This is a genomic window from Flavobacterium sp. 9R, assembly GCF_902506345.1.
GTDB lineage: Bacteria > Bacteroidota > Bacteroidia > Flavobacteriales > Flavobacteriaceae > Flavobacterium.
The window spans coordinates 1,575,391-1,599,563 of the sequence record NZ_LR733413.1 but is presented as its reverse complement, the minus strand read 5'-3'; the positions used below and the strand labels follow the sequence as shown (position 1 = coordinate 1,599,563).

At 35.9% G+C, this 24,173-nt stretch carries 19 protein-coding genes and 1 tRNA gene; 14 read left to right on the top strand and 6 right to left on the bottom strand.

Annotated features, from left to right (window positions below):
* Positions 1 to 176 precede the first annotated feature (176 nt).
* The 3 genes from FLAVO9AF_RS06990 to FLAVO9AF_RS06980 all read left to right on the top strand — a co-directional run bounded on the left by FLAVO9AF_RS06990 (position 177) and on the right by FLAVO9AF_RS06980 (position 5,949).
* The gene (locus FLAVO9AF_RS06990; protein WP_159686256.1) at positions 177 to 1,076 is read left to right on the top strand and encodes a polysaccharide pyruvyl transferase family protein; all 900 of its coding nucleotides are present in this window, start codon (positions 177 to 179) and stop codon (positions 1,074 to 1,076) included.
* Positions 1,077 to 1,564: 488 nt separating this feature from the next.
* A complete protein-coding gene (locus FLAVO9AF_RS06985; RefSeq protein ID WP_159686253.1) occupies positions 1,565 to 4,561 on the top strand; it encodes a TonB-dependent receptor in 2,997 nt (998 codons plus the stop codon).
* Between the two features lie 11 nt (positions 4,562 to 4,572).
* Complete coding sequence (locus FLAVO9AF_RS06980) at positions 4,573 to 5,949, top strand: RagB/SusD family nutrient uptake outer membrane protein (RefSeq protein WP_159686250.1); 1,377 nt, start codon at positions 4,573 to 4,575, stop codon at positions 5,947 to 5,949.
* 431 nt (positions 5,950 to 6,380) lie between these two features.
* Here the strand turns inward: FLAVO9AF_RS06980 and FLAVO9AF_RS06975 are convergent, their stop codons facing one another.
* Entirely contained in the window at positions 6,381 to 7,337 is a 957-nt protein-coding gene (locus FLAVO9AF_RS06975; RefSeq protein WP_159686247.1) for an arginase, read from the bottom strand.
* Between the two features lie 8 nt (positions 7,338 to 7,345).
* On the bottom strand, positions 7,346 to 8,629 hold the full coding sequence (gene rocD, locus FLAVO9AF_RS06970; RefSeq protein WP_159686244.1) for an ornithine--oxo-acid transaminase: 1,284 nt from the start codon (positions 8,627 to 8,629) through the stop codon (positions 7,346 to 7,348).
* Between the two features lie 244 nt (positions 8,630 to 8,873).
* On the opposite strand from rocD, the gene FLAVO9AF_RS06965 reads away from it, so the two are divergent.
* From FLAVO9AF_RS06965 to FLAVO9AF_RS06925, 9 genes are all read left to right on the top strand, one after another.
* A complete protein-coding gene (locus FLAVO9AF_RS06965; protein ID WP_159686241.1) occupies positions 8,874 to 9,326 on the top strand; it encodes an Lrp/AsnC family transcriptional regulator in 453 nt (150 codons plus the stop codon).
* 11 nt (positions 9,327 to 9,337) lie between these two features.
* Positions 9,338 to 10,432 (top strand): cyanophycinase, encoded by a 1,095-nt coding sequence (locus FLAVO9AF_RS06960; RefSeq protein WP_159686238.1) that lies wholly within the window; start codon positions 9,338 to 9,340, stop codon positions 10,430 to 10,432.
* A 54-nt stretch (positions 10,433 to 10,486) separates the two neighbouring features.
* Positions 10,487 to 11,341, top strand: coding sequence for a cyanophycinase (locus tag FLAVO9AF_RS06955; RefSeq protein ID WP_159686235.1), 855 nt, complete (start codon positions 10,487 to 10,489; stop codon positions 11,339 to 11,341).
* 1 nt (position 11,342) lies between these two features.
* Positions 11,343 to 13,544 carry a penicillin acylase family protein gene (locus tag FLAVO9AF_RS06950; protein ID WP_159686232.1) on the top strand — a complete coding sequence of 734 codons (2,202 nt, stop codon included), beginning with the start codon at positions 11,343 to 11,345 and terminating at the stop codon, positions 13,542 to 13,544.
* Positions 13,545 to 13,634: 90 nt separating this feature from the next.
* A complete protein-coding gene (locus FLAVO9AF_RS06945; RefSeq protein ID WP_159686229.1) occupies positions 13,635 to 14,408 on the top strand; it encodes a dienelactone hydrolase family protein in 774 nt (257 codons plus the stop codon).
* Positions 14,409 to 14,626: 218 nt separating this feature from the next.
* Positions 14,627 to 15,640 carry a M28 family metallopeptidase gene (locus FLAVO9AF_RS06940; RefSeq protein WP_159686226.1) on the top strand — a complete coding sequence of 338 codons (1,014 nt, stop codon included), beginning with the start codon at positions 14,627 to 14,629 and terminating at the stop codon, positions 15,638 to 15,640.
* 241 nt (positions 15,641 to 15,881) lie between these two features.
* The gene (locus FLAVO9AF_RS06935; protein WP_159686223.1) at positions 15,882 to 16,451 is read left to right on the top strand and encodes a Crp/Fnr family transcriptional regulator; all 570 of its coding nucleotides are present in this window, start codon (positions 15,882 to 15,884) and stop codon (positions 16,449 to 16,451) included.
* A 78-nt stretch (positions 16,452 to 16,529) separates the two neighbouring features.
* Positions 16,530 to 16,883, top strand: a complete 354-nt coding sequence (locus FLAVO9AF_RS06930) for a YciI family protein (RefSeq protein WP_159686220.1) — start codon at positions 16,530 to 16,532, stop codon at positions 16,881 to 16,883.
* 11 nt (positions 16,884 to 16,894) lie between these two features.
* On the top strand, positions 16,895 to 17,311 hold the full coding sequence (locus FLAVO9AF_RS06925; protein ID WP_159686217.1) for a hypothetical protein: 417 nt from the start codon (positions 16,895 to 16,897) through the stop codon (positions 17,309 to 17,311).
* Between the two features lie 576 nt (positions 17,312 to 17,887).
* On the opposite strand, the gene FLAVO9AF_RS06920 is transcribed toward FLAVO9AF_RS06925, so the two are convergent.
* The 4 genes from FLAVO9AF_RS06920 to FLAVO9AF_RS06905 all read right to left on the bottom strand — a co-directional run bounded on the left by FLAVO9AF_RS06920 (position 17,888) and on the right by FLAVO9AF_RS06905 (position 20,535).
* A tRNA-His gene (locus FLAVO9AF_RS06920) sits at positions 17,888 to 17,961 on the bottom strand.
* 76 nt (positions 17,962 to 18,037) lie between these two features.
* Positions 18,038 to 18,754 (bottom strand): bacillithiol biosynthesis deacetylase BshB1, encoded by a 717-nt coding sequence (bshB1, locus tag FLAVO9AF_RS06915; protein ID WP_159686215.1) that lies wholly within the window; start codon positions 18,752 to 18,754, stop codon positions 18,038 to 18,040.
* A 227-nt stretch (positions 18,755 to 18,981) separates the two neighbouring features.
* Positions 18,982 to 20,082 carry an isochorismate synthase gene (locus FLAVO9AF_RS06910; RefSeq protein ID WP_159686211.1) on the bottom strand — a complete coding sequence of 367 codons (1,101 nt, stop codon included), beginning with the start codon at positions 20,080 to 20,082 and terminating at the stop codon, positions 18,982 to 18,984.
* Between the two features lie 27 nt (positions 20,083 to 20,109).
* Positions 20,110 to 20,535 carry a PaaI family thioesterase gene (locus FLAVO9AF_RS06905; protein ID WP_159686209.1) on the bottom strand — a complete coding sequence of 142 codons (426 nt, stop codon included), beginning with the start codon at positions 20,533 to 20,535 and terminating at the stop codon, positions 20,110 to 20,112.
* Between the two features lie 172 nt (positions 20,536 to 20,707).
* On the opposite strand from FLAVO9AF_RS06905, the gene FLAVO9AF_RS06900 reads away from it, so the two are divergent.
* Entirely contained in the window at positions 20,708 to 22,237 is a 1,530-nt protein-coding gene (locus FLAVO9AF_RS06900; protein WP_159686206.1) for a hypothetical protein, read from the top strand.
* 111 nt (positions 22,238 to 22,348) lie between these two features.
* Complete coding sequence (locus FLAVO9AF_RS06895; protein ID WP_159686204.1) at positions 22,349 to 24,118, top strand: endonuclease; 1,770 nt, start codon at positions 22,349 to 22,351, stop codon at positions 24,116 to 24,118.
* Positions 24,119 to 24,173 lie beyond the last annotated feature (55 nt).

Sequence of the window (24,173 nt, the reverse complement as noted above, 5' to 3'; positions counted from 1 at the left end):
ATCTTTAGGGCAAAGGTAAGTTTTGCTAAGCGTTTTACAAACTGTTTCAATTTTGAAAGTAAATTTTGTACAACTAAGTAAAAAATGTTGAATTCATAAAAATTTGGTTATAGAAACACAAAGCATGTATCTTTACGTTTTAAAATTTTATAATTGATTTAACTAAACCCATAATAATGGCGATATCCTCTATCTTCTCATCATTACAAAAAACAATCTCTTCTAAAATTGTTCTTGATACTATTGCTCGTAATTCACAAGAGAATAATGGAATCGTAAACATCCACAGGATTGATGAAAAAAACATAGGAGACTATTACTGTGCACCTCACCACTACTTTGATCAATTACAACAATCTCTAGACATTTTTGATTACAAAAGCTTAAATCCTACTATAAAACAAAACTTTATAGATACAATTTCTCAAAATTCCTTGATTATAGGCGGAGGAGGTTTACTTAATAGAGGAAGCTTTGATAAACAAATGCATTTATTTGAGAAATTAAGTCATAAAAATAAGAAAATGGTCTTATGGGGTTTGGGACATAATGAAAAGAATCCAAAAGCCTTTGGTAAAGTGACAGAATATAATATTGACACCAAAAAATTTGGTTTAGTAGGCGTACGTGATTATGACATGAAAGAAGAATGGATTCCTTGTGCGAGTTGCTTACATCCTATACTAGACACAAAATCAGAGGTAATTAACGAAATTGGATTAATATTTCACAAAAAAACACTTAACAATCCCAAAGTTTTAGCAAAATTCAAGGATTATCCTTCGACTTCAAATACTACAAGCTTAGAAGATATTATTTCATTTATTGCACAAACAGATACCATAGTAACCGATAGTTATCATGCTATGTACTGGAGTTTATTAATGAATAAAAAAGTGGTGGTCTTCCCTAACTCCTCAAAATTTTATACTTTTAAATACCAACCTTTTTTTTCATCCATAGACACTTTCAAATCCGATTGTAAAAAAGCACAAAATTATTCAGGCATTTTGGAAGAGTGTCGAGACATCAACTTAAAATTCTCCGAAAAAGCATTTGATTATTTAGGGTACTAATACATCTTACTATTATTAATAGAAATCTTTCTCCTGATCATAGAAAAACAGTAATGAATAAAAAAGAGTAAAAGACAAAATATTGTTTTTTACTCTTTTTCTTAATTGAAAAAAAATTGTGCTCTTTTTTAGGGATATCACAAAAGTTGCAAATTATTTATTTGAAACCTAAAAAAAATATCTTAAAATTTTCGACTAGACCAGAGTTTAAAGTTGAATATTAACTTAAAAACATCTTTTAAAAGAAAAATTTTAACTTAAAACAAGTCCTAAATAGTCAAATAGCATTTTTAACAAGACGAATCTCAAGATTAAAAATGAAAATTTATCAAAAAACAAAGACTAAAAACATAAATTAACGATAATTTTAAGTTTAAAAGTCAATTATTCACAAAAAACGCCGAAATAAAGACATTTAATCAAATTTAATTTTTTTCCTTAACATTATATTGTGATATTTGGCTCAACTAATCTTAAATAATTTTAACATGAGAATCAATTTTAAGCATTTTTTGAGTTTGCTTTTTGCATTGTTTGTGCAAATAGCAGTAGCTCAAGAAATAACAGTATCTGGAGTTGTTACAGATCAAGCTGGAATACCAATTCCAGGAGCTAACGTACTTGTTAAAGGTACAAAATCAAGCACACAAACAGATTTTTCTGGAAACTTTGCAATCAAAGCTTCCTTAGATGATGTTATAGTAGTAAGCTTTGTAGGTATGTCAACAGTTGAAGTGAAAGCTTCAGCAAAAGTTGCTGTTAAACTGAAAGATGCTTCAAATTTACTAGAAAATGTTGTAGTGGTAGGTTATGGTACTCAATCAAAAGGGAAAATGACTGATGCTACTGTAGGGGTAAAAGCGAAAGATATTCAAAACATCCCTGTTTCGAATGTGCAAAATGCATTAGTTGGAAAGTTAGCTGGTGTACAAATTACTCAAACTAACGGTAAAGTAGAAGGTGGAATTAATATCCGTGTACGTGGACAAGCAAGTATCAGCGCTGGTACTCAACCTTTATATGTATTAGATGGTATGCCTTTGATTAATCAAAACGAATCTACTAATGGTGCACCATTAAACCCCCTTTTAACATTAACTCCAAGCGAAATCGAATCTATCGATGTACTTAAAGATGCTTCTTCTGCAGCAATCTACGGAGCTAGAGGGGCTAATGGAGTTGTTTTAATTACAACAAAAAAAGGGAAAGCTGGAAAAACTTCCTTTTCTGTAAACTTATCACAAGGTATTAGTGAAGCTACGAACAGAAGAGAATTTTTAAATGCTGACCAATACATCGAGCTATTTACTGAGGCTAGATTAAATGAAGGATTCTCAGATCCTACAGGACCTGGAAGAAAGTTTGATCAATTAGCCGCTGGTACTGATTGGAGAAACAGAGAAGTAGATACAGATTGGCAAGATCTAGCTTTTAGAACAGGTTACACTACTGATGCTGACATCTCAGCTGCAGGTGGAAATGACAAGACTACTTATTTTATATCTGCTGCATATCAAAAAAATTCTGGTATTTTAGTAGCTAATGATTTAGAGCGTTTTAACTTTAGAAACAATATCTCAACTAAAATTTCAGATAAATTTTCTGTTGGAATGAACTTGGCTTTTTCAAGATCATTAATTCACCGAAATACAAATGACAACTCATTTACTACTCCTTTGCAAGCAATTGCACAAGCGCCAATCTCGCCTGCTAGAAACGCTGATGGAACAGCAAATACTGCTACACAATATGTAAATTTCTTGGCTGCATTAGATAATGGTAATAATCAAACAGTTATTAGAAGAGTTACAGGTAAATTCTTTGGAGAATTAAAATTATTTGATGGTTTAAAATTCAATTCAGATGTTTTGTATGATTTATACTCTCAAACACAAGACAACTGGTATGGAGCAAATTACCCATTCATTGCAACAAATGGAGAAGTATTTGCAGCTTCAGTAAACAATGAGTCGTATACTCTATCAAATTACTTTACATATGACAAAACTTTTGGAGAATCACACAACATTAACTTAGTAGCTGGTCACGAATTCACTAGTTTTGCAAGTCGTTACCAAGATGTAACTTCTATCTATTTCCCTAGTGATGATTTACAAACAATCGATTCTGGTGCAGAAGTAACAGATGGCTCTGGTAGTGAATCTGACTACGCATTTGATTCATACTTTGCGAGAGCTTCTTACTCATTTAACAACAAATACTTACTAAAAGCGAGTATTCGTAGAGACGGTTCTTCTCGTTTTGGTGTAAACAAAAGATACGGTATATTCCCTGCATTTTCTGCTGGTTGGGTAATTTCTGAAGAAGATTTCTTAAAAGATAACAGTGTTGTCTCTAACTTAAAGTTAAGAGCCTCTTATGGAGAAACTGGTAATGCCGAAATTGGTAATTTCCGTTCAAGATCTTTGTATGGTGGTGCTTCTTATAACTTAAAATCAGGTTTACTTCCAACTCAACCAGGAAACGACGATTTGACTTGGGAAAAATCAAAACAATTAGATTTAGGTATCGATTACGGATTCTTAAATAATAGAATTACTGGAGAAATTGACTACTACAATAAAAGAACTGATGGTTTATTATTTGATGTGCCATTATCAATAAGTTCAGGTGCGGCTACTATTGCAAGAAATATTGGTTTAGTAGAAAGTAAAGGATTTGAGTTTGTAGTTAATGCTAAAATCATTGATACTAATGACTTTAATTGGACAACCTCATTGAACTTAACTACGAATAATTCAAATGTTCTTGAGTTACCAGATAACAATCAAGACATCATCGGTTCATTTACAATAAACCGTGTAGGGGAAAACATCAACTCTTTCTATTTAGTAGAATACGCAGGTGTAGACCCAGCTAATGGTGATGCTTTATTTTATAAGAATACAAAGAATGCTGATGGTTCAATTGACAGAACCAAAACAAATGATTATAGCGAAGCAGATAGAGTTATTGCAGGAAACCCTTTCCCAACTTTAATGGCAGGTTTAACTAATACAATAAACTATAAAGGTTTAGATTTCTCATTCACTTTCCAAGGAGAATGGGGAGCTAGTATCTATAATTCAGCAGGTATCTACCAATCTGCAAATGGTGACTTCTGGGATAACCAAACTGTGGATCAAATGAATCGTTGGCAACAACCAGGAGACATTACTAATGTTCCTCAAGCAAGATACTTAGGAGGTAATGGAACTCAAGCATCTACAAGATATTTAGATGCAGCTGATTTTATTCGTTTAAGAAACTTAACTTTGGGTTACACATTACCAAAATCTGCTATTGAAAAAACTGGATTAAGTAAAGTAAGAGTTTATTTAACTGGTGTAAATGTATTAACATTTACAAACTACAGTGGCTATGATCCAGAAGCTAGAGCAGACCAAGGAAACAGAATTGGAGAAGAATTCTATTCTGCACCACCTGCTAGAACTTTCGCAATTGGAGCTAACTTTAATTTCTAAAATTTTTAAACATGAAAAATATAAAAATATACCTTACTGCTTTACTTACTGCAACTCTATTTAGTTGTGAAAGTGAGCTTGAACTGAATCCAAAACAAAGCTTAGAAAGCAGCTCTGTATTAAACACAGAAAGTGGAGTTAAACAAGTTCTTGTAGGAGCATATGCAAACCTCGCAAATGGTTCATTGTACGGTGGTAGAACTCAAGTAATGGGTGACTTACTAGGAGCAACAGTCAGATCTAGTACTACACATGTAGAATGGTATGGTACTTTTGCAGGATTTGGTGATATTTTCTCAAAAACAATTGTAAATGACAACATATTTGCAGAAGACTTGTATCGCGAAAGCTATGATGTAATCAATGCAACAAATATTGTTATTGAGAATGCTGATAAAATTGCTGATGCTGGTGACAGAAAAGTAGCCATAGCAGAATCAAAGTTTATCCAAGCATTAGTGTATTTTGACCTAGTTCGCTTTTTTGCATTACCATACGAAAGCGGAAAAACTAATTCACAATTAGGAGTTGTAATTCGTCCAAAAGCTATCTACAAATACTTAGGTGTAGATCTTTCTGCTGAAAGAAGTTCAGTAGAAGATGTGTATACTCTTGTAGTAAACAACTTGAAAAGTGCCATTACTGATTTACCATCTACAAACGGTGAATTTGCAAACAAATATATGGCCGAAGCATTATTGGCTAGAGTATATTTACAACAACAAAAGTATACTGAAGCTTTAGCAGCTGCAAACAATGTAATTACAAATGGAGGTTACAGTTTATCTTCAAGCTTAACAGCAGCGTATAACCATGATGTAGATCAACCAGAGGATGTTTTTGCTATCCAAATTACAACACAAACTGGAGACAACCAAATCAATAATTTACATGCTTCTACTCAAAATGGAGGAAGAGGTGGTGATATCGCTATGGGTAACGGTTATTTTAATTTATTTACTGATGCAAATGACCAAAGACAAGATTTCTACTACGAAAACAGCTTTGGCGATGCATTAACTTTAAAATACACCAATCAGTTTGCAAACGTTCATGTTATCCGATTAGCTGAATTATACTTAATTCGTGCTGAAGCAAATATTCGTTTGAATTCAGCTGTTGGAGACACCCCTGCAAATGATATTAACAGAATTCGTAATCGTGCAAAAGCCTCTAGTATTGCAGCTCCAACTTTGGCTGATGTACTTACTGAAAGAAAATTAGAATTAGCCTTTGAAGGTTTCTGGATTCACGATATCAAAAGAAACAAGCAAACAATTGTGGGGCAAACTGCTACTTACCAATACAATGATCCTCGTTTAGTATTCCCAATTCCATTGCGAGAATTAAATACTAACAAACTGATCACTCAAAATCCTGGATATTAATAATTTCTTGATTTAGTTATATAAAACCACTCCAAAATCGGAGTGGTTTTTTTTTATGGCTCAAAATGATTGAACACAAGCTTAGTTCGATTAAAAAAACCTCAAAATCATTTATTCTTTCTATCTGACAAAATTAAGCTTTACATCGCTCGTTACATTCAAATTTGAGACAGAGAGAACAATATAAAATAGTTAAGAATGACAATAATGAATTGAAATGAATTTCAAATTAACTTTGAGTTTCATTATAATTCACAGTGCTTTACAGCTTTTTTACCAACCATTTTTATCAAAACTATCTTATACACTTTTTAATATTTCATTCAACATTTTTGTCTTTTAATATTTGAGTTTAGACCAAAAAAAAAGACTTAAAATCAAAATGATTTTAAGCCTTTTCAACTAAATCAACATATATAAAAAAAACCTACTTACTCAATGGGTAAAACTAAAGTTGAAGTAACTGCCTCCAGCACCTGAAATGCCGTCTCTGCCATTTTATTCCCTTTTGTATCCAACAAAGGATTCACCTCAACTACTTCTATACAAACTACTTTTTTGGTCTTAATGATTTGATCTATTATAGCAATCACTTCATATTGATCAAATCCTTTGGCTACTGGTGTTCCTGTTCCATAAGAAATCAAGTCGCAATCCATCGAATCAACATCAAAGGATATATACAAAACTTCGCAATGAGACAGCTTTACCAAAGCTTCTGCCACACAAGTCTCTAAACCTCTATAACGTACTTCGTCTACTTTATAATTGCGAATAGACAGTCGTTCCATTTGTTGGTCTTCTGCTTCTTCCGTATCGCGAACTCCAAAATACACCAAATTCTCTGGCTGAATTTTAGGTCCTTTGTACCCTATCTGTTTCATTTCTTCCCAATACTTTTGAGTATCAGAATCAACAGCATTTGTCTTAGCATCCAAATTATCATTCGCCAATGCTGCCGCTAAAGGCATTCCGTGAATATTACCGGATGGCGAAGTATATGGTGAATGCAAATCGGCGTGGGCATCAATCCAAATCACTCCAACATTTTGTTCTGGAAATGCAGATTTTATGCCACTAATCGTTCCTAAAGCCGAGGAGTGATCTCCTGAAAGTACAATAGGAAAATAATCTTTCAAGTTTTTCTGAATCGAGTTATTTACACGAATACATTGCTCCACAACGTGCTCAATACGCTTAGCTACTGTACTTCGATCTTTATCATAAATCGACTCGTTGTGCGTTTTAATATCTTCAAAAGGAAACTGGTTAAAATAATCACTTCCTTGATTGATAGCTGCAATTTCAATAGCATCTACTCCTAAATCAGAGCCGCGAGTTCCCGCTCCGATATCCGATCTATTTTTAATTAATTTGATAGGCTTCATACAACTTCCTAGATAAAGTCATTTAACGCTTTTTCAATAATCGCTAAACACTCTTGAATTTGCTCTTCGGTAATTACCAATGGTGGTGCAAAACGAATTTTGTTTCCGTGAGTTGGTTTGGCTAACAAACCATAATCTCTAAAACGCAAACAAATATCCCAAGCCAAATCAGAATCTTCATCGCTGTTGATGACAATAGCATTCAACAAACCTTTTCCTCTCACCAAAGCAATTAATGGATTTCTGGCAGCTATATCATTTAAACCTTGTCTTAGTATGTTTCCTAAGCGATCTGCGTTAGCAGCCAAATTCTCATCTTTTATCACTTCCAAAGCAGCAATAGCGACAGCAGCAGCCACTGGATTTCCACCAAAAGTAGATCCGTGTTGCCCTGGTTTGATCACATTCATAATCTCATTATTGGCCAAAACTGCCGATACTGGATAAACGCCACCAGAAATGGCTTTCCCTAGAATAAGAATATCTGGTTTTACTTCAGGTGTTTTCTCACAACCTTTTTCACAAGAACAATTCCCGCAAGTAGCCAATAAACGACCGGTACGAGCAATTCCAGTTTGTACCTCATCAGCAATAAAAAGTGCATTATGCGCTTCACAAAGTGCTTTAGCTTTAGCCAAATAACCTTCTGATGGAACATAAACTCCAGCTTCACCTTGGATAGGTTCCACTAAAAATCCAGCAATATTTGGCGAAGATTGTAACGCTTTTTCTAATGCATCAATATCATCATATGGAATCCTGATAAAACCTTCGGTGAATGGACCAAAACTTTTACGCGCTCCTTCATCATTAGAAAAAGAAATAATAGTAGTAGTTCTACCGTGGAAATTATTTTCGCAAACAATCACTTGTGCTTGATTTTCTGGAATACCTTTCACTTCATACGCCCATTTACGGCATAATTTTAAAGCAGTTTCTACCGCTTCAGCTCCAGTATTCATTGGTAAAACTTTATCAAAGCCAAAATAATCAGTAATATATTCTTCGAATACGCCTAATTTATCATTGTGAAAAGCACGAGAAGTTAAGGTCAACTTTTGAGCTTGCTCTACCATTGCTCCAACAATTTTTGGATGACAATGTCCTTGATTCACGGCTGAATAAGCAGAAAGAAAATCAAAGTATTTTTTCCCATCAACATCCCAGACATAAACTCCTTCCCCTCGCTCTAAAACTACCGGTAACGGATGATAATTATGTGCGCCGTATTGGTCTTCTTTTGAAATCAAAACTTCGGATTTTGAAGAGAGAATTTGTTCTGTATGTATCATTTTATAGGTCTTTAATTAATATTTATGAGACAAAAGTAATATAATTAATTTAAATATTTCTAAAAAAAGTAAATTTTGACTCATTTTTTTCTTTAAAAAAATATTTTTTTGTTTTTTTTGCACTTATTAAAGTCATTTTGTTATTTTTGAAATCGAATTAATACTTTAATTTTGAAATGAAATAAAAATAATTACTTTTATAAATGAAATAAAAAGTGATTTTAACTTAAAAATACATTTAAAAATGGAAGTATTAGACGAATTTGACATCAATATTATTAAGGAATTAGAGAAAGATGGTAGAATGGCTTTTTCTGCTATTGCCACTAGTCTCAAAATTTCGAATACGATGGTGCATCAACGAATCAACCGATTAATTGACCAAGGTGTAATTACTGGAATCAAACCTGTAATTAACGAGAAAAAAATTGGTTATGACTGGGGTGCTTTTACCGGTATTACCTTAAATAAAGATGCCGATTCAAAAAGAGTTATTGACGAATTGAAAGAAATTCCAGAAATAACCGAATGTTATTTTATTACCGGCTCCTTCACCTTATATATAAAGTTGATTGCAAAAGATCACGAACATATGAGAAAATTGCTGTATGAAAAAATAGATAACATTCCGGGTATAGCCAAAACCGATTCTATAATCGAGTTAGGTTGTGCCTTTAAGCGCAATGTAACCTTATAAACCACTAAATAATGTTCCCTGATTTTCTAACCAAACCAACCAAAAATGGCGTTTTACTAGCTTCTTCTTTTCTTTTATCATTCAGTTTACTGGCTTGTAGTAGTGATTCTAACGAATCCGAAAAACCAACTCCAACCCCTACTACCTACACTCCTATCCCCTCTTCGATAGGAATCGTGGGAGACCCAAAAGATGTTACAGTAACGACTAGTGCTGGGACAGTTTTAATGGGAGGTTCTACTGATGTAGACAGTGCAATGAAATGGATGATCAACAAAAGCATCGGAGGAGATGTAGTAATCATTAGAGCATCAGGGGCAACAGGTTACAATCAATACTTATACGATTTAGTAAAAGTAAATGGCATCCGCCAAGTAAATTCTGTTGAAACCTTACTTATAAACAGTGCCGAACTTGCCAACAATCCAAAAGTAGCTGAACGTATCAAAGAAGCTGAAATGCTATTCATTGCTGGTGGAGATCAAGCCAATTATATTCGCTTTTGGAGAAACACTCCCGTTGAAGAGGCGCTTAATTACCTAATTAATGTAAAAAAAGTACCCGTTGGAGGAACTAGCGCAGGTTGCGCCATTATGGGTGAAGCCGTTTTTACCGCTGAAAACAATACTATTACTTCTGAGGAAGCTTTATTGAATCCTTTTGACTTAAAAATGACTTTAGCAAAAAGTGATTTTATCAACAATCCTTTTCTTAAAAATACAATTACCGACACCCATTATAACAACCCTGATAGAAAAGGCAGACAAATCACTTTTCTAGCACGTTTAGCTACTGAATTTAACTGGCAACAACCCAAAGGTATTGGAGTGCAAGAAGAAACAGCCGTTTGTATTGACGAAAACGGCAAAGCGGTAGTTTATGGAACTGGTTTTGCTTATTTTTTGAAAGCTAGTAGTGAAAAACCTGAGAAATGTGTAGCAGGCAGCAAGCTCAATTGGATAAACAATAAAAAAGCCATTCAAGCCTACTTAATCACAGGTAAAGAAACTGGAAATGGTTCTTTTGATTTGACCAATTGGAGCACTATTTCTGGCGGAACTTCTAAAAATATGTATGTTACTGATGGTGTTCTTTCTATAGAATAAACGAAGTAACATCAACCCATTCTGAATACTTTTTCACTATTAATACCATTTATTATGCAATTGCCAAAAGTAAGACTAAACCAGCTTTTTATTACCCTACTTTTACTATCAACCACTATAGTTGAAGCTCAAAAAAACAAAGGAAAATTATTCATCATTGGTGGCGGAAAACGCTCTGATGTATTGATGAATCAAATGCTAAAAGTAGCTGATTTAAAAACCAAAGATTTTATTGTAGTGCTTCCAATGTCCAGTGAAGAACCTGATAGTGCCTATATTTATTTCAAAAAACAATTAAGTAAATTAACCCCACATCCTATCGTGATGCTCAATTTTGACAAAACCAGCAGTCAAAATAAAGTTCTTACCGATTCGCTTCAAAAAGCCAAACTCATCTTCATAAGCGGTGGAGATCAAACCCGTTTTATGGGAGTAGTTCGCGGAACTCCGATTTATGATGCCATTCACAAAGCGCATCAAAACGGCAGTACTATTGCAGGAACTAGTGCTGGTGCAGCTGTGATGTGCGAAAATATGATTACTGGCAACCAAAAATTAGAAACCAAATACACCGAAACTTTTGATAATATCCGTTATGACAATCTTGAAATCAACTCAGGTTTGGGCTTAGTAAAAAACGTAATTATTGACCAGCATTTTCTAAAAAGAAGTCGTTACAATCGCTTACTGACAGGCTTAGTCGATTTTCCAAATCACGTTGGAATTGGAATTGACGAAAGTACCGGCATTGTCGTGAGAGACAAAAACATAGAAGTCGTAGGCGAAAGCGAAGTCATCGTGGTTAAAAATCCTAAAGAAATCAAGAAAGCTCCAAAGAATCATCTCGTTAGCATCAAATCTTTAGAGATGAGCGTTTTGATTGAAGGTCAAAAATTTAATATTCAATAAAATGAAAACACAACACTATTGGGCGATTGTTTGGATGCTACTATTGAGTCCAATGACTTCGATTTGGGCACAACAATTAACTGCTTCAGAAATAAAACGAATGGAGCAACAAGCCAAACAAGTCACCATCATCAGAGACAATTGGGGCATTGCTCACGTATACGGCAAGACCGATGCTGATGCCGTTTTTGGTATGTTGTACGCGCAATGCGAAGACGACTTTAAGCGTGTCGAAATGAACTATATCGATAAGTTAGGACGTTTGGCCGAAGTAAAAGGCGCTGGCGTTTTGTACAACGATTTAGAAACCCGTTTACTTATTGACGCTGAAGAAGCCAAAGCCGATTACAAAAAAGCGGCGCCTTGGCTCAAAAAATTAATGAACAGTTATGCCGATGCCATCAACTATTACTTGTACAAGCATCCTGAAGTAAAACCATTATTGCTGACTCGTTTTGAACCTTGGTTTCCTTTGCTTTGGACCGACGGCAGTATTGGCGCGATTAGCACCGCCGACTTAACTACTGGTGAATTGAAAGCTTTTTACTCTGGCAATAACGACAAAGTAGCTTATGTAGAACGAGATGTAAATGTACAAACGGGTTCTAATGGATTTGCCATTGCACCTTCAAAATCAACTTCGGGAAATGCGCTTTTGTACATCAATCCACACACAACTTTTTATTTCAGACCCGAAATCCAAATCAGCAGCCAAGAAGGATTGAATGCCTACGGAGCCGTGACTTGGGGACAATTTTTTATTTACCAAGGTTTTAATGAAAACTGTGGCTGGATGCATACGTCTTCGAATGTAGATGTAGCCGATATGTATGCAGAAAAAATAGTTGAGCAAAAAGGTAAACTTTTTTATGAATACGATGGAAAATTATTGCCAGTAAAAGAAAAAAATATCGTTCTTAAATATTTAGATAAAGGACAATTGGCCTCCAAAACCATCAAGACGTATTTTACGATTCACGGTCCGATTATGGCTAAGCGAGACGGAAAATGGATCAGCTTGAAATCCAAAAACCGCAATATGGAAAGTTTGGTCCAAAGTTGGGTGAGAACCAAATCAAAGGATTTCAAGGACTATCAAAAAGCGATGGATTTAAAAGCCAACACGTCTAACAATACTGTGTATGCAGACAACAAAGGGAACATTGCCTATTGGCACGGGAACTTTATTCCGATGCGCGACAAAAGCCTCAATTGGGCAAAAGTAGTCGATGGAACCACATCCAAAACCCAATGGAAAGGTTTGCATCCAGTATCTGAAATCGTGCATTTGTACAACCCTAGTAACGGATGGCTCCAAAATTGCAACTCCACGCCCTATTCTGTAGCAGGTAACAACAGCCCAAAAGAATCCAACTATTTGCCTTATATGGCGCCTGACGGGGAAAACTTTAGAGGAATCAATGCCGTTCGTATTTTTAGCCAAGACAAAAAATACACCTTAGACAATTTGATTGCAGATGGTTACGACACCAAATTATCAGCTTTTGAAGTGTTACTTCCTGCTTTGATTGCCAATTTTGAAAAAGACGCTCAAGCCCAAGAACCCAAATTCAAAGATTTAGAAGCTCCTATTCAAGTGTTGAAAAATTGGAATTATTATTCGAATGTAAATTCTGTGGCGACTACCTTGGCCAATGAATGGGCGTTCAAATTGAATCCAATTTTGCAAAAAGTCTACATTGACGAAGGTGAAAAAGACCAAGTAGAGAATATGTCCGAGTTTGCCAAAACTGCTGGCATTGATGATATGTTACCACAATTGCGAGAAGTTATACAAGAACTGCGAACTAAATTTGGAAAATGGGAAATTCCGTGGGGAGACATTAACCGTTTTCAACGTCCATCGGGAGACATAGATTTAACCTATGACGACAACCAAGAAAGCTTAGCTATGGGCACCGCTTCTGTATTGTGGGGAAGTTTACCTGCTTTCAAAAGTTCGTATCAAAACAACAGCAAAAAACGCTATGGTTACAACGGTAACAGCTTTATTTGCGCGGTTGAATTTGGTCCAAAAATAAAAGCCAAGTCTTTATTGGCAGGAGGAAATTCAGGAGACCCTAACTCGAAACACTTTTTTGACCAAGCCAAAATGTATCAAAACGCTCAATTCAAAGACGTTTTATTCTACAAAGATGACGTCCAAAAAAATGCTGAGAAAACCTATCATCCTGGTGAGTAATCCCAATCGATAATTCAAATGCCCTCGTAAATTTTTCACGAGGGTATTTTTTTTGAGTAATATTACTGATATTTGTTAAAAACTAACCCTATGAGAAATATAACTGTCCTATTCTTAACGCTACTATTTTGTAGTCTATCAAGTAATGCCCAATTAAAAGCCATTTCTTATCAAGATGGCAATCAAAAACTAAACGGCTTTGCTATTCAACCCAAGAAAAAAAGCAGCCAAAAACCAGGAATCCTGATTCTTCCCGCGTGGAAAGGTATTGATGACCATTCCAAACAAACCGCTATCGAATTATCAAATCTAGGGTACCACGCCTTTATTGCTGATATTTACGGCGAAGGAAACTACCCAAAAGACAATACCGAAGCTGGGAAAAATGCAGGTTATTACAAAAAGAACACCGATTTGTATCAAAAAAGAATTAGCCTAGCCTTGGCACAACTCATTCAATCTGGCGCTAATGCTGATAATATTGCCGTTATTGGTTTTTGCTTTGGAGGAACAGGCGCTTTAGAAGCTGCAAGAGGCAATATGAACATCAAAGGAGTGGTATCCTTTCACGGCGGCTTAGGTAAAGATGCAGCCCGTGCCACTGCTCCAATCCAAGCTAAAGTTTTAGCTTGTCACGGTGCCGATGATCCCTTTGTACCCAAAGAAGAAATTGCAGCCTTTCAACAAGAAATGCGCGATGCCAAAGCCGATTGGGAAATGATTTATTATGCCAATGCCGTGCACTCCTTTACCGATCCAAACGCAGGAAACGACAACTCCAAAGGAGCTGCTTACAATGAAAAAGCTGCAAAACGTTCCTTCGAACACATGCAACTTTTCTTAAACGAAATTTTAAAAAAATAAAAAAGTTAACCGCAAATTCGAAAATTGATAGAAATTCAAAGCAAAAAAATTCACTCTAAAGCTATAGAAAAACAACCGCAAATTTGCAAATTGAAACTATACCAACGAAAAAATAATTTGCGAATTTGCGGTTAATTAAATTAATGCATTAGTGGCCATACTAACCCACTACATCCCCTAAAATAATTTGAATTTGCGTTAAATAAAATCCTTAAAAAATGATTCAAAAAGCACTAGTATGCGCTGTACTTGTTTGCCTTTCATGTACGGCACAAAACAAAACCAAAGCAGCTCCTATACAAAAATACCTGGCTACCATTACCCAAACCGACCTAAAAAAACACCTGACTATCGTGGCATCCGACGAAATGGAAGGACGTGACACAGGAACCGAAGGCCAAAAAAAAGCCGGTCGTTATCTCATCGAACAATACAAAAAAAATGGCATTTCGTTTCCCGATGGTGCTACCGACTATTACCAAAAAGTACCCGCCGAGTTCATGAACACCCGTTACGGATCAAAACTCAATGATTCCGAAAACATTTGGGCATTCATCAAGGGGACTGAAAAACCAGAGGAAATCTTGGTCATTTCTGCCCATTACGACCATGTTGGCGTTAAAAATGGTGACGTTTACAACGGTGCCGACGACGATGGCTCAGGAACCGTGGCACTTTTAGAAATCGCACAAGCCTTTCAACTGGCAAAAAAACAAGGTCACGGGCCTAAACGTTCCATCTTAATTTTGCATGTAACAGGCGAAGAACACGGCTTGCACGGTTCTCGTTATTATGCCAAAAACCCATTATTTCCTTTAAAAAATACCATTGCCGACATCAATATTGACATGATTGGACGTCGCGATTTCGACCATCCCAAAACCAACAATTACGTTTATGTCATTGGTGCCGATAGATTGTCGAGTCAACTACACGAAATCACTGTGGCAGCCAACGAAAAATACACCAAATTGGATTTGGATTTCAAATACAACGACAAGAAGGATCCCAATCATTTTTATGAGCGTTCCGACCATTACAACTTCGCCAAAAATGGCATTCCGTCGGTATTTTTGTTCAATGGCGTACACGAAGACTACCATAAAAAAACCGATGAAGTCAGTAAAATCGAGTTTGATGCCCTAGCCAAAAGAACCCAATTGGCCTTTGCTATGGCTTGGGAATTGGCCAACAGACCCGAACGCATCGTAGTAGACAAACCTTTACAATAGTTGCCTCCTAAGGAGCAGGAAAAACAGGCTTTTTTGCCAGCATAGGTCCTGCCATCCGCTATATCTTTGCTTTTCTAAAGAAAAAAAGCAAAGGATGCCGCTGCTGTCGGGGCTAAAAGGAAACATTTTTGATGATTTGAGAGAAAAAACAAAGCGAAACGAACCTTCTAGTTGTATTGAGAGAAAGTTTACTGCCTCTATGCAACTAACCACCTTTCAAACATAAAAAGAGAAACAAGAAATGATAGAAGTTTTACGCAACCATATAACTAGCAGGCTTGGAAACGACATTGCCAATTTAGACAAGGTTCTTTCTTCTTTCAAACACATTAAAACGAAAAGAAACGAGCAGCTTTTACAACAAGGCGAACCTTGTCAATACGTTTACTTTATTGCCAAAGGATGTTTGCAGATTTATGTTTACGACAAAGACTTCAACGAAACCACTAGGGACATTGTAATTGAAGACAATTGGTGTTCTGAACTTTTAAGTTTTGGAAGCGGCAAGCCTGCAACAGAAAATATTAGAACAGTTGAGCCCTGTGAACTTTTTGCAATTGACAGACAATCGTTTCAAACAATGATGGAGACCGTTCCGCAGTTTGACAAAGTTTACAAACAAATCCTTGAAGCATCTTATGCGAACTCCGTTTATCGCATTAACACTTTTGTTGCTTTGACAGCATTGGAAAGGATAAAGTGGTTAATGGAATACCGCCCTTTGCTAATGACAAGACTTTCAAGCAAACTAATTGCTTCCTATTTAGGCATCAACAAAGACGTTTTTAGCCGACTTAAAACCAAATTATAAAACATCGACTTTTGTCATCATTCACGGAAGTTTAATTGCTGAAATTTGAATCATTATTAACAATTAAACTTTCAAAAAATGACAGAGTATTTATTATTATTTCGAAACGCAAGTGCCGACAATGGGTACTTGGCAACTTCACAAGATATGGCCGAAGATATGCCCAAATGGCAATCTTGGATTGGCAATATCGCAATGCAAGGAAAATTGGTTCATACAGCGCCAGTTCATTATGACGCCTCAATTGTAACTAACAATATCGTTAAAGTTGGTCCTCACAAAGAATCAGATAGTGTTTTGGTTTCAGGTTTTTTAATCTGTAAATCTGACAATTTAGAAGAAGTGCAAGAATGGAGTAAGACTTGCCCAATTTTTAAATATCCAAACAGTTCGGTAGAAATAAGACCACTTATACCGTTTCCAACAAATTAAACCTCATTACAATGGACAAGATTTTAAATTTAGGAAAATACATTTTTCCAATCTCTTTTTTACTTTACGTGGGCTTGCACCTTGGCAAACCTGATGTTGGGGCTTCATTTGTGCCTGACTACATTCCATTTCCACTTTTTTGGAACTACTTCACTTTGGTGTGTATTCTATTGTTTATTATAAGTGCTGTTATTGGCAAATACGACAAATTAGCTTATTCTCTAATGGCTTTGTATGTTATTTTAATGGCTGTTTTGGTTCATTTACCTAGAGCAATGGGAAATGAATTAGGAAGTGAAAATATGACTGCTGATTTAGCAAGAGAAAAAGAATTAGAAATGGTGAACTTTTTCAGGAATATAATGATAACAGGGGCATTATTAGCTTTTGCTAAATTTGTTGCAAAAGACAAAAGAGTAATTGGATAATTAAAACGATATTTTAATTATCCACTTCACAAAGACTGACTAATTCGTTGAACCAGTTGTTAGAATATCTCCGACCTGCCGCGATTATAGTTTCGATTTGTAATTCTTTAGGGGCAAATGTCTCCCTGCTATTTATTTGAAATTTTTCAATAGGAATGGGCTTTAGCCCATTCATTAAAGTGAGTTTCTTATTCGGCTTTAGCCAAAATCTATAATAATTTCGGCTAAAGCCAATTTGGAGCAAATGCTAATTGAATTCCTCCAGATAAATCTGGAGGCAATTAAATATGAGAAAATAACACTCTACTAATCCAATTTAGAATGCTATTTATTTGCAAAGTTTCAATAGGAATGGGCTTTAGCCCATTCATTAAAATGAGTTTCTTATTCGGCTTTAGCCAAAATCTATAATAATTTTAGCTAAAGCCAATTTGGACCCAATGCTAATTTAATTCCTCCAGATAAATCTGGAGGCAAATAAATTTGAGGAAATACTAAAAAACACTTCCCTAAAAGCAAAGCCTTCACTACAAACCACAAAAAAAGCCTTGAATTTCTTCAAGGCTTTTTATTTTGGGTGGCTGACCGGGTTCGAACCGGCGACCCGCGGCACCACAAACCGCTACTCTAACCAGCTGAGCTACAACCACCATTTTGCTTAGCGGTTGCAAATATAGAACAATTGTTTGCTTCTGCAAAGATTTTTTCAAAAAAAATACTAGAATTTTACTTCAAATCACTTAAGCTATTGACAGCCAAATACCTTTCGGCAGTAAAACCTTCGGCGTGTTCGAGTCCTGTTAAACGTCCTAAATCTCGGGAACGATAATTCAAGCTTTCCAAAAAGTTTTTACTCGAAATCGGTGATTCGGGTTCTTTAGAATTGGGGTCGTAAAACTGAGAACTATAGGCCAAAATAGCCGCTGTTTTTTGCTCCACATAACCCGTAATATCGACTACGAAATCTGGCACAATGTTTTTCCATTGCATATAATGGTATACTACTTTGGGACGCCACGCTTTTTGTCCTTCGCCATCTAAACTGGTCGCAATCCGAATCAATCCTGATAAAAAACACGCATCCGAAACCAGTTGGCTTCCTTTGGGATGGTCGATATGACGGTCATCAACAGCATTACACAACACGATTTCGGGTTGGTATTTGCGAATCATTTTTATGATTTCGAGTTGGTGTGCTTCGTCATTTACAAAAAAGCCATCTCGAAACGCTAAATTCTCGCGTACTGAAACTCCTAAAATTGCAGCAGCAGCTGCGGCTTCTTTGTCTCTAATTTCGGCTGAACCACGTGTGCCCAACTCCCCTCTTGTCAAATCTACGATGCCTACTTTTTTTCCTAAAGCGACTTCTTTTAAAATAGTGCCTGCGCAGCCCAACTCTACGTCGTCTGGATGGGCACCAAAAGCTAATATATCTAGTTTCATATATTTAAAAAATTAAACAGCTAAGACTGTTGTTGACTTTGTATGATTAAAATTTTCTCTTTTACCCAAATAACGACTCACAAAACGGAACCCAAAAAATCACTTTGTTGCTCTCTAGCCCCGATGGAAGTGGCATCCTTTGCCTTTTTTCTTTAGAAAGGCAAAGATATAACGGACAGCGGGACTATTACTGGCTAAGAAGCCTTTTGTTGCTGCTCCTCATCAAGCTATTGTTCCATTTTGTCTAAGACCCTTTTCATCGTCATCGATTTGTTGACACTTTCCTCCCATTCTTTCTCTGGAATACTTTCTAAAGTAATGCCGCAACCCATATATAAATACGCTTTTGCTGTATCGGATTTGTCTTCACTTTGCTTAATTTGCATACAACGCAAATTTACAAATAAATGAGATTTTGGTTTATTCAAATAATCTCCTTTTACATTTAGCTCACCCAAAAAACCAGTATAATAACTACGGTCATAGCCTTCATTAGCCAAAATAAAATCTTTGGCTTGCTGCTTGGGTAATCCGCAAACGGCGGGAGTTGGATGCAAAACCGAAACCACTTCTTTCAAACTCGAACTTCGTTTTAGTACGCCTTCGATATCTGTGTTGATATGTAGTAACTTTCCTGCTTGAATTGTGTAAGGACTCGAAAGTACAATCTCAGAAGTATGGTTTTTAAGACTATCTAAAATAGAATCCGTAACATATTGTTGCTCTTTTTGTTCCTTATTTCCCCAAACTGCCGTTCGTTTTTTAGGGTCAAAAATTTGCGTTCCAGCCAAAGCAGTGGTGTAAAACTTAGATTTGTTCGCTTTCAACAATCGTTCAGGTGTAGCCCCCATCCAAAGCCCTATTTTGGGATGAAACCAACAATACGTAAAAGCAGTAGGATACAAAGCAATTAATTTTTCGAAAGTAGTAACAACATCAAAATTAGATACATTAACTTCTTCTTGTCGAGACAAAACTACTTTATCAAAAATTCCTTTTTTAATCGTTTCGACTCCTTTTTCAATTAGTGCTAAAAAATGATTTTTCGCCTCCTGATTTTCATCTGAAGAAGTACCTTTTGTTTCTTCAAAGTCAACGGTTGGCACAATCGTTTCCCATTTAACAGACTCCTTGAGTGGAATCAAAATCATCTGATTCCCATTGAAAGGTGAAAAAACAAATCCACTTTCTTTAAAATCATCTACGAAAAACAAGTGGTCATTTTTTTGAAAAAAGCCTATTAACTTACTCTTATTAGGTTTGTGATAGATAACGAAAGGTAAGTTTAAGGCAATTTGCTGCTGTACTTTTATAAAAAAATCAATCATAACCGCAATTTTATGGTTCGTAAATAATTAAGGCTTTTTTTGCAAAACCATATTGGTCAATTTACATAAGGAAATCAAATTTCCGGCTTCGTCGGTGATTTTTATTTCCCATAAATGTACGGTTTTACCTTTATGAATAATTTTGGCGGTGCCGAAAACTACTCCTTCGCGTATGCTTTTTAGATGATTGGCCGAGATTTCAATCCCGCGAACTTCTTGCTCTTTAGGATTGATAAAAAAGTGGGAAGCCGCACTCCCAACGCTTTCTGCCAAAGCCACTGAAGCACCACCGTGCAACAATCCCATAGGCTGATGTACTGTGGAATTGACTGGCATTTTGGCCACCAAAAAACCTTCGCCAGCATCTATATATTCTATATTTAAGGTCTCCATCAACGTATTCTTCGAAAAGTCATTGCAAAATTGGAGCATTTTTTCTTTGTCTATTTCCATTGTCAGTATATTTCCCGTAAAAATAAGCGAACTAATTGGTCAGTACAAACCAATCACTGTTTTTTAGTATAATTGACTAGATTTAAAGGCAACAGCCATAACCATCAAATTTGTAGGATTTGCGATGGCATATTCTAATTAATCGTTATTTTTACCAAAAAAAAAATAAGAAATGCGCTCCATTGCTACCGTATTTATTCTTGGAATTATACTGCTTCTGGCTTCTTGCCGAGCTGATTTTGAAACTGTGGCTAGCACAGGTGATTTGAAATTTTCTAAGGATACGGTGTATTTAGACACGGTTTTTACCAACATTGGTTCAAGTACGTACCAACTAAAAGTCTACAATAAAAGTAAAAACGACATCAATATTCCGATTATTCAATTTGAAAAAGGACTCAATTCGAAATACAGAATGACCGTAGACGGACAGCAAGGAACAGCAGGTAAAATCTTCAAAGACATTACGTTGCTAGCCAAAGATAGCTTATATATTTTCATAGAAACCACAGCAAGTATCGCTGATGCTAACCCTACTGATTTTTTGTATACGGATAAAATTCAATTTGATAGTGGTGCCAATTTGCAAACGGTTGAATTGGTTACTTTAATACAAGATGTTATTTTTCTTTATCCACAGCGATTCGCAGATGGCACGACTGAAACTCTACCTATTGGAAGCGAAAAAGTCGAAGGTTTTTATTTGGACGAAAATGACCCAATCAATGGCAATGAGTTGCATTTTACCAAAACAAAACCCTATGTGATTTATGGTTATGCCGCAGTTCCTTCTGGAAAAACAGCAGTTTTTGATGCAGGTGCTCGAGTGCATTTTCACGCTAATTCTGGATTGATTGTAGCCAATCAAGGAAGTATTCAAATCAACGGAACCACCTCGACCACAAAAGCTTTAGAAAATGAAGTCGTTTTTGAAGGCGATCGTTTAGAGCCCGGATTTTCTGATGTTGCAGGACAATGGGGAGCGTTATGGCTGACCAACGGAAGCACCAATAACCGCATCAACCATTTGACTTTAAAAAATGCAACCATCGGACTTTTGATTCAAAATAACGATGGAACAACAGTACAACTAAAAAATACTCAAATCTATAATTCTAGCAACTACGGCATTCTAGCTCAAACTGGGAAAATAGTAGGCGAAAATATAGTAATAAACAATGCAGGTGTAGCGAGTTTAGCTTGTTTGTATGGTGGAGACTATCATTTTACACATTCTACTTTCAATAACAATTGGAACAGTTCTTCACAAGTCGCAGTTTTGGTCAGCAATTTTATTACTGGCGCCGTTCCTGAGTCTAAAGATTTGACGCAAGCTACTTTTAATAACTGTATCATCTACGGTTCTTATTCCAATGAAATGTTGTTGAATAAAAAAGCTACTTCGATTTTCAATTATCAATTCAATCATTGTTTGCTTAAATTCAACAATAGCAGTAATTCATTTACAAATGACCCTTTGTACCAATTTGAGACGGATGCTACACACTACAGTGGGATAATTTTAAACAAAGATCCTAAATTTTTCAAAGTAAATCAGAACCAACTCAACATTGACAATACTTCGGCGGCTTTTGCCAAAGGGAATACTAGTTATTTAATTCCATTGGACATTTTAGGAACAAGCAGAACCTTGCCTCCTGATTTGGGTGCTTATCAAAGCAAAGCGTTTCCGAAAAAATAAAATAGCAAAAAACCTTCTATAAGAAAAATAGCATTTATTTAATGATTTGATTACATAGTAGCTAAGGATGTGAAGTAAGTTTGTTGGAATTTTTTAATCAAATTTCAAATTATGAAACAAATCTACTCCCTACTATTAGTAGTACTCTTTTCAGTGAGTTTTGCCCAAGCTCCAGCTGGATACTATTCGACCGCAACGGGTACAGGCTACACGCTAAAAACTCAATTATACAACATTATTAAAGACCATACTGTTATTGATTATGCAGGGTTATATGTCACCTATCAAACTTCTGATATTGACAATTTTTTCGAAAAAGACGGTTCCGTTTTAGATATGTATTCTGAAAATCCTGCAGGAACAGACCCTTATAACTACAGCATTGCAGCTACTCAAAGATGTGGAAATTATACCAACGAAGGTGATTGTTATAACAGAGAACACATTATTCCGCAATCCGTTTTTAATGAGCTTTCACCAATGGTTTCTGATGCGCATTTCATTACGCCAACCGATGGAAAAGTTAACGGAATCCGTTCTAACTATCCGCATTCTGTAGTTGTAACGCCTTCACAAACTACCTTAAATGGAAGCAAACTGGGAACAAGCACAACAGCAGGTTATAGTGGACTTGTTTTTGAGCCCATCGATGAATTCAAAGGAGATATTGCTAGAATGTATTTTTATTTTGCTACCCGTTATGAAAATACAGTAGCGGGCTACAACTATGCAATGTTCAACAATACCAGCAATCAAGTTTTTACCACTGCTTTTTTAAATCAATTATTAGCTTGGCATAATCAAGACCCCGTAAGCGCAAGGGAAATTGCAAGAAACAACGCCATATATGCCAGACAAAACAATAGAAATCCCTTCATTGACAACCCAACCTATGTAACCGAAATTTGGAAATCAGGTACCGTTGATACTGAAGCTCCAACTGCTCCAACTAATCTAGTAGTAACCGAAACTACGACCAATTCTGCAACTTTAACTTGGACTGCTTCAACAGATAATGTGGGAGTTACAGGCTATGATGTATATGTAAATGGTACTTTAAAAACTTCAGTAACTGGGGTAACCACAACCATCACTGGTTTAGCAGCTGAGACAACTTATACCTTTTATTTAATTGCTAGAGACGCTGATAGAAATTCTTCTGTAGCGAGTGCTTCTGTAACTGGAACTACGAAAGCGCCTGCCGCTGGAACAACCGCTTGTGCTTCTGAAGATTTTCAAACCATTCCCGCCAATGCTACTTCTTATGCCACTCAAACCTGGACTAATGCAGGAATCACTTGGACGGCAACCGATGCAAGAACCGACCAAACTTTAAATTCTAGAGCAATCACTATCAGAAATGGTTCACTTACGTCCTCTTCTGTGGCTAATGGAATCAAAGATTTAACGGTTACTACTCAACTTATTTTTACTGGAACGGCAGGAACATTTAAACTCAACGTAAATGGAACTGAAGTAGGAACAATTCCCTATAGTGCTACTTCAACTACAACAACTATTTCTGGAATTAATGTAACTGGAAACGTAGTAATCAGCATAACTGGAAATAGCTCTACTTCTAATCGAGTACGATTTGATGACCTGTCTTGGAGTTGCAACACAATACTTACAGTGGATGAATTAGAAAAAGAAAGTTTTGCGATTTATCCTAATCCTTCTAATGGAACGGTAAAAATCAATTTTGAAAATGCTAACGACAAACACGACGTTATCATATTTTCAGTTTCGGGACAAAAAGTTTTTGAAAAAGAATACAATAACACAGCTGCAGCGGCTGTAAATAATCTTCAAAAAGGATTTTATTTGGTTACCGTAACAAAGGAAGGAAAATCAACAACCAAAAAGCTAATTGTAAATTAGATAACGATAAAATAATTTTATTTGAAGCGGCAGCAATTGCCGCTTTTTTTTTAGG

Bases quoted from the DNA above. Each gene is read 5' to 3' on its own strand.
- FLAVO9AF_RS06990 (WP_159686256.1), top strand. From the start codon at position 177: ATGGCGATATCCTCTATCTTCTCATCATTACAAAAAACAATCTCTTCT.
- FLAVO9AF_RS06985 (WP_159686253.1), top strand. From the start codon at position 1,565: ATGAGAATCAATTTTAAGCATTTTTTGAGTTTGCTTTTTGCATTGTTT.
- FLAVO9AF_RS06980 (WP_159686250.1), top strand. From the start codon at position 4,573: ATGAAAAATATAAAAATATACCTTACTGCTTTACTTACTGCAACTCTA.
- FLAVO9AF_RS06975 (WP_159686247.1), bottom strand. From the start codon at position 7,337: ATGAAGCCTATCAAATTAATTAAAAATAGATCGGATATCGGAGCGGGA.
- rocD (WP_159686244.1), bottom strand. From the start codon at position 8,629: ATGATACATACAGAACAAATTCTCTCTTCAAAATCCGAAGTTTTGATT.
- FLAVO9AF_RS06965 (WP_159686241.1), top strand. From the start codon at position 8,874: ATGGAAGTATTAGACGAATTTGACATCAATATTATTAAGGAATTAGAG.
- FLAVO9AF_RS06960 (WP_159686238.1), top strand. From the start codon at position 9,338: ATGTTCCCTGATTTTCTAACCAAACCAACCAAAAATGGCGTTTTACTA.
- FLAVO9AF_RS06955 (WP_159686235.1), top strand. From the start codon at position 10,487: ATGCAATTGCCAAAAGTAAGACTAAACCAGCTTTTTATTACCCTACTT.
- FLAVO9AF_RS06950 (WP_159686232.1), top strand. From the start codon at position 11,343: ATGAAAACACAACACTATTGGGCGATTGTTTGGATGCTACTATTGAGT.
- FLAVO9AF_RS06945 (WP_159686229.1), top strand. From the start codon at position 13,635: ATGAGAAATATAACTGTCCTATTCTTAACGCTACTATTTTGTAGTCTA.
- FLAVO9AF_RS06940 (WP_159686226.1), top strand. From the start codon at position 14,627: ATGATTCAAAAAGCACTAGTATGCGCTGTACTTGTTTGCCTTTCATGT.
- FLAVO9AF_RS06935 (WP_159686223.1), top strand. From the start codon at position 15,882: ATGATAGAAGTTTTACGCAACCATATAACTAGCAGGCTTGGAAACGAC.
- FLAVO9AF_RS06930 (WP_159686220.1), top strand. From the start codon at position 16,530: ATGACAGAGTATTTATTATTATTTCGAAACGCAAGTGCCGACAATGGG.
- FLAVO9AF_RS06925 (WP_159686217.1), top strand. From the start codon at position 16,895: ATGGACAAGATTTTAAATTTAGGAAAATACATTTTTCCAATCTCTTTT.
- bshB1 (WP_159686215.1), bottom strand. From the start codon at position 18,754: ATGAAACTAGATATATTAGCTTTTGGTGCCCATCCAGACGACGTAGAG.
- FLAVO9AF_RS06910 (WP_159686211.1), bottom strand. From the start codon at position 20,082: ATGATTGATTTTTTTATAAAAGTACAGCAGCAAATTGCCTTAAACTTA.
- FLAVO9AF_RS06905 (WP_159686209.1), bottom strand. From the start codon at position 20,535: ATGGAAATAGACAAAGAAAAAATGCTCCAATTTTGCAATGACTTTTCG.
- FLAVO9AF_RS06900 (WP_159686206.1), top strand. From the start codon at position 20,708: ATGCGCTCCATTGCTACCGTATTTATTCTTGGAATTATACTGCTTCTG.
- FLAVO9AF_RS06895 (WP_159686204.1), top strand. From the start codon at position 22,349: ATGAAACAAATCTACTCCCTACTATTAGTAGTACTCTTTTCAGTGAGT.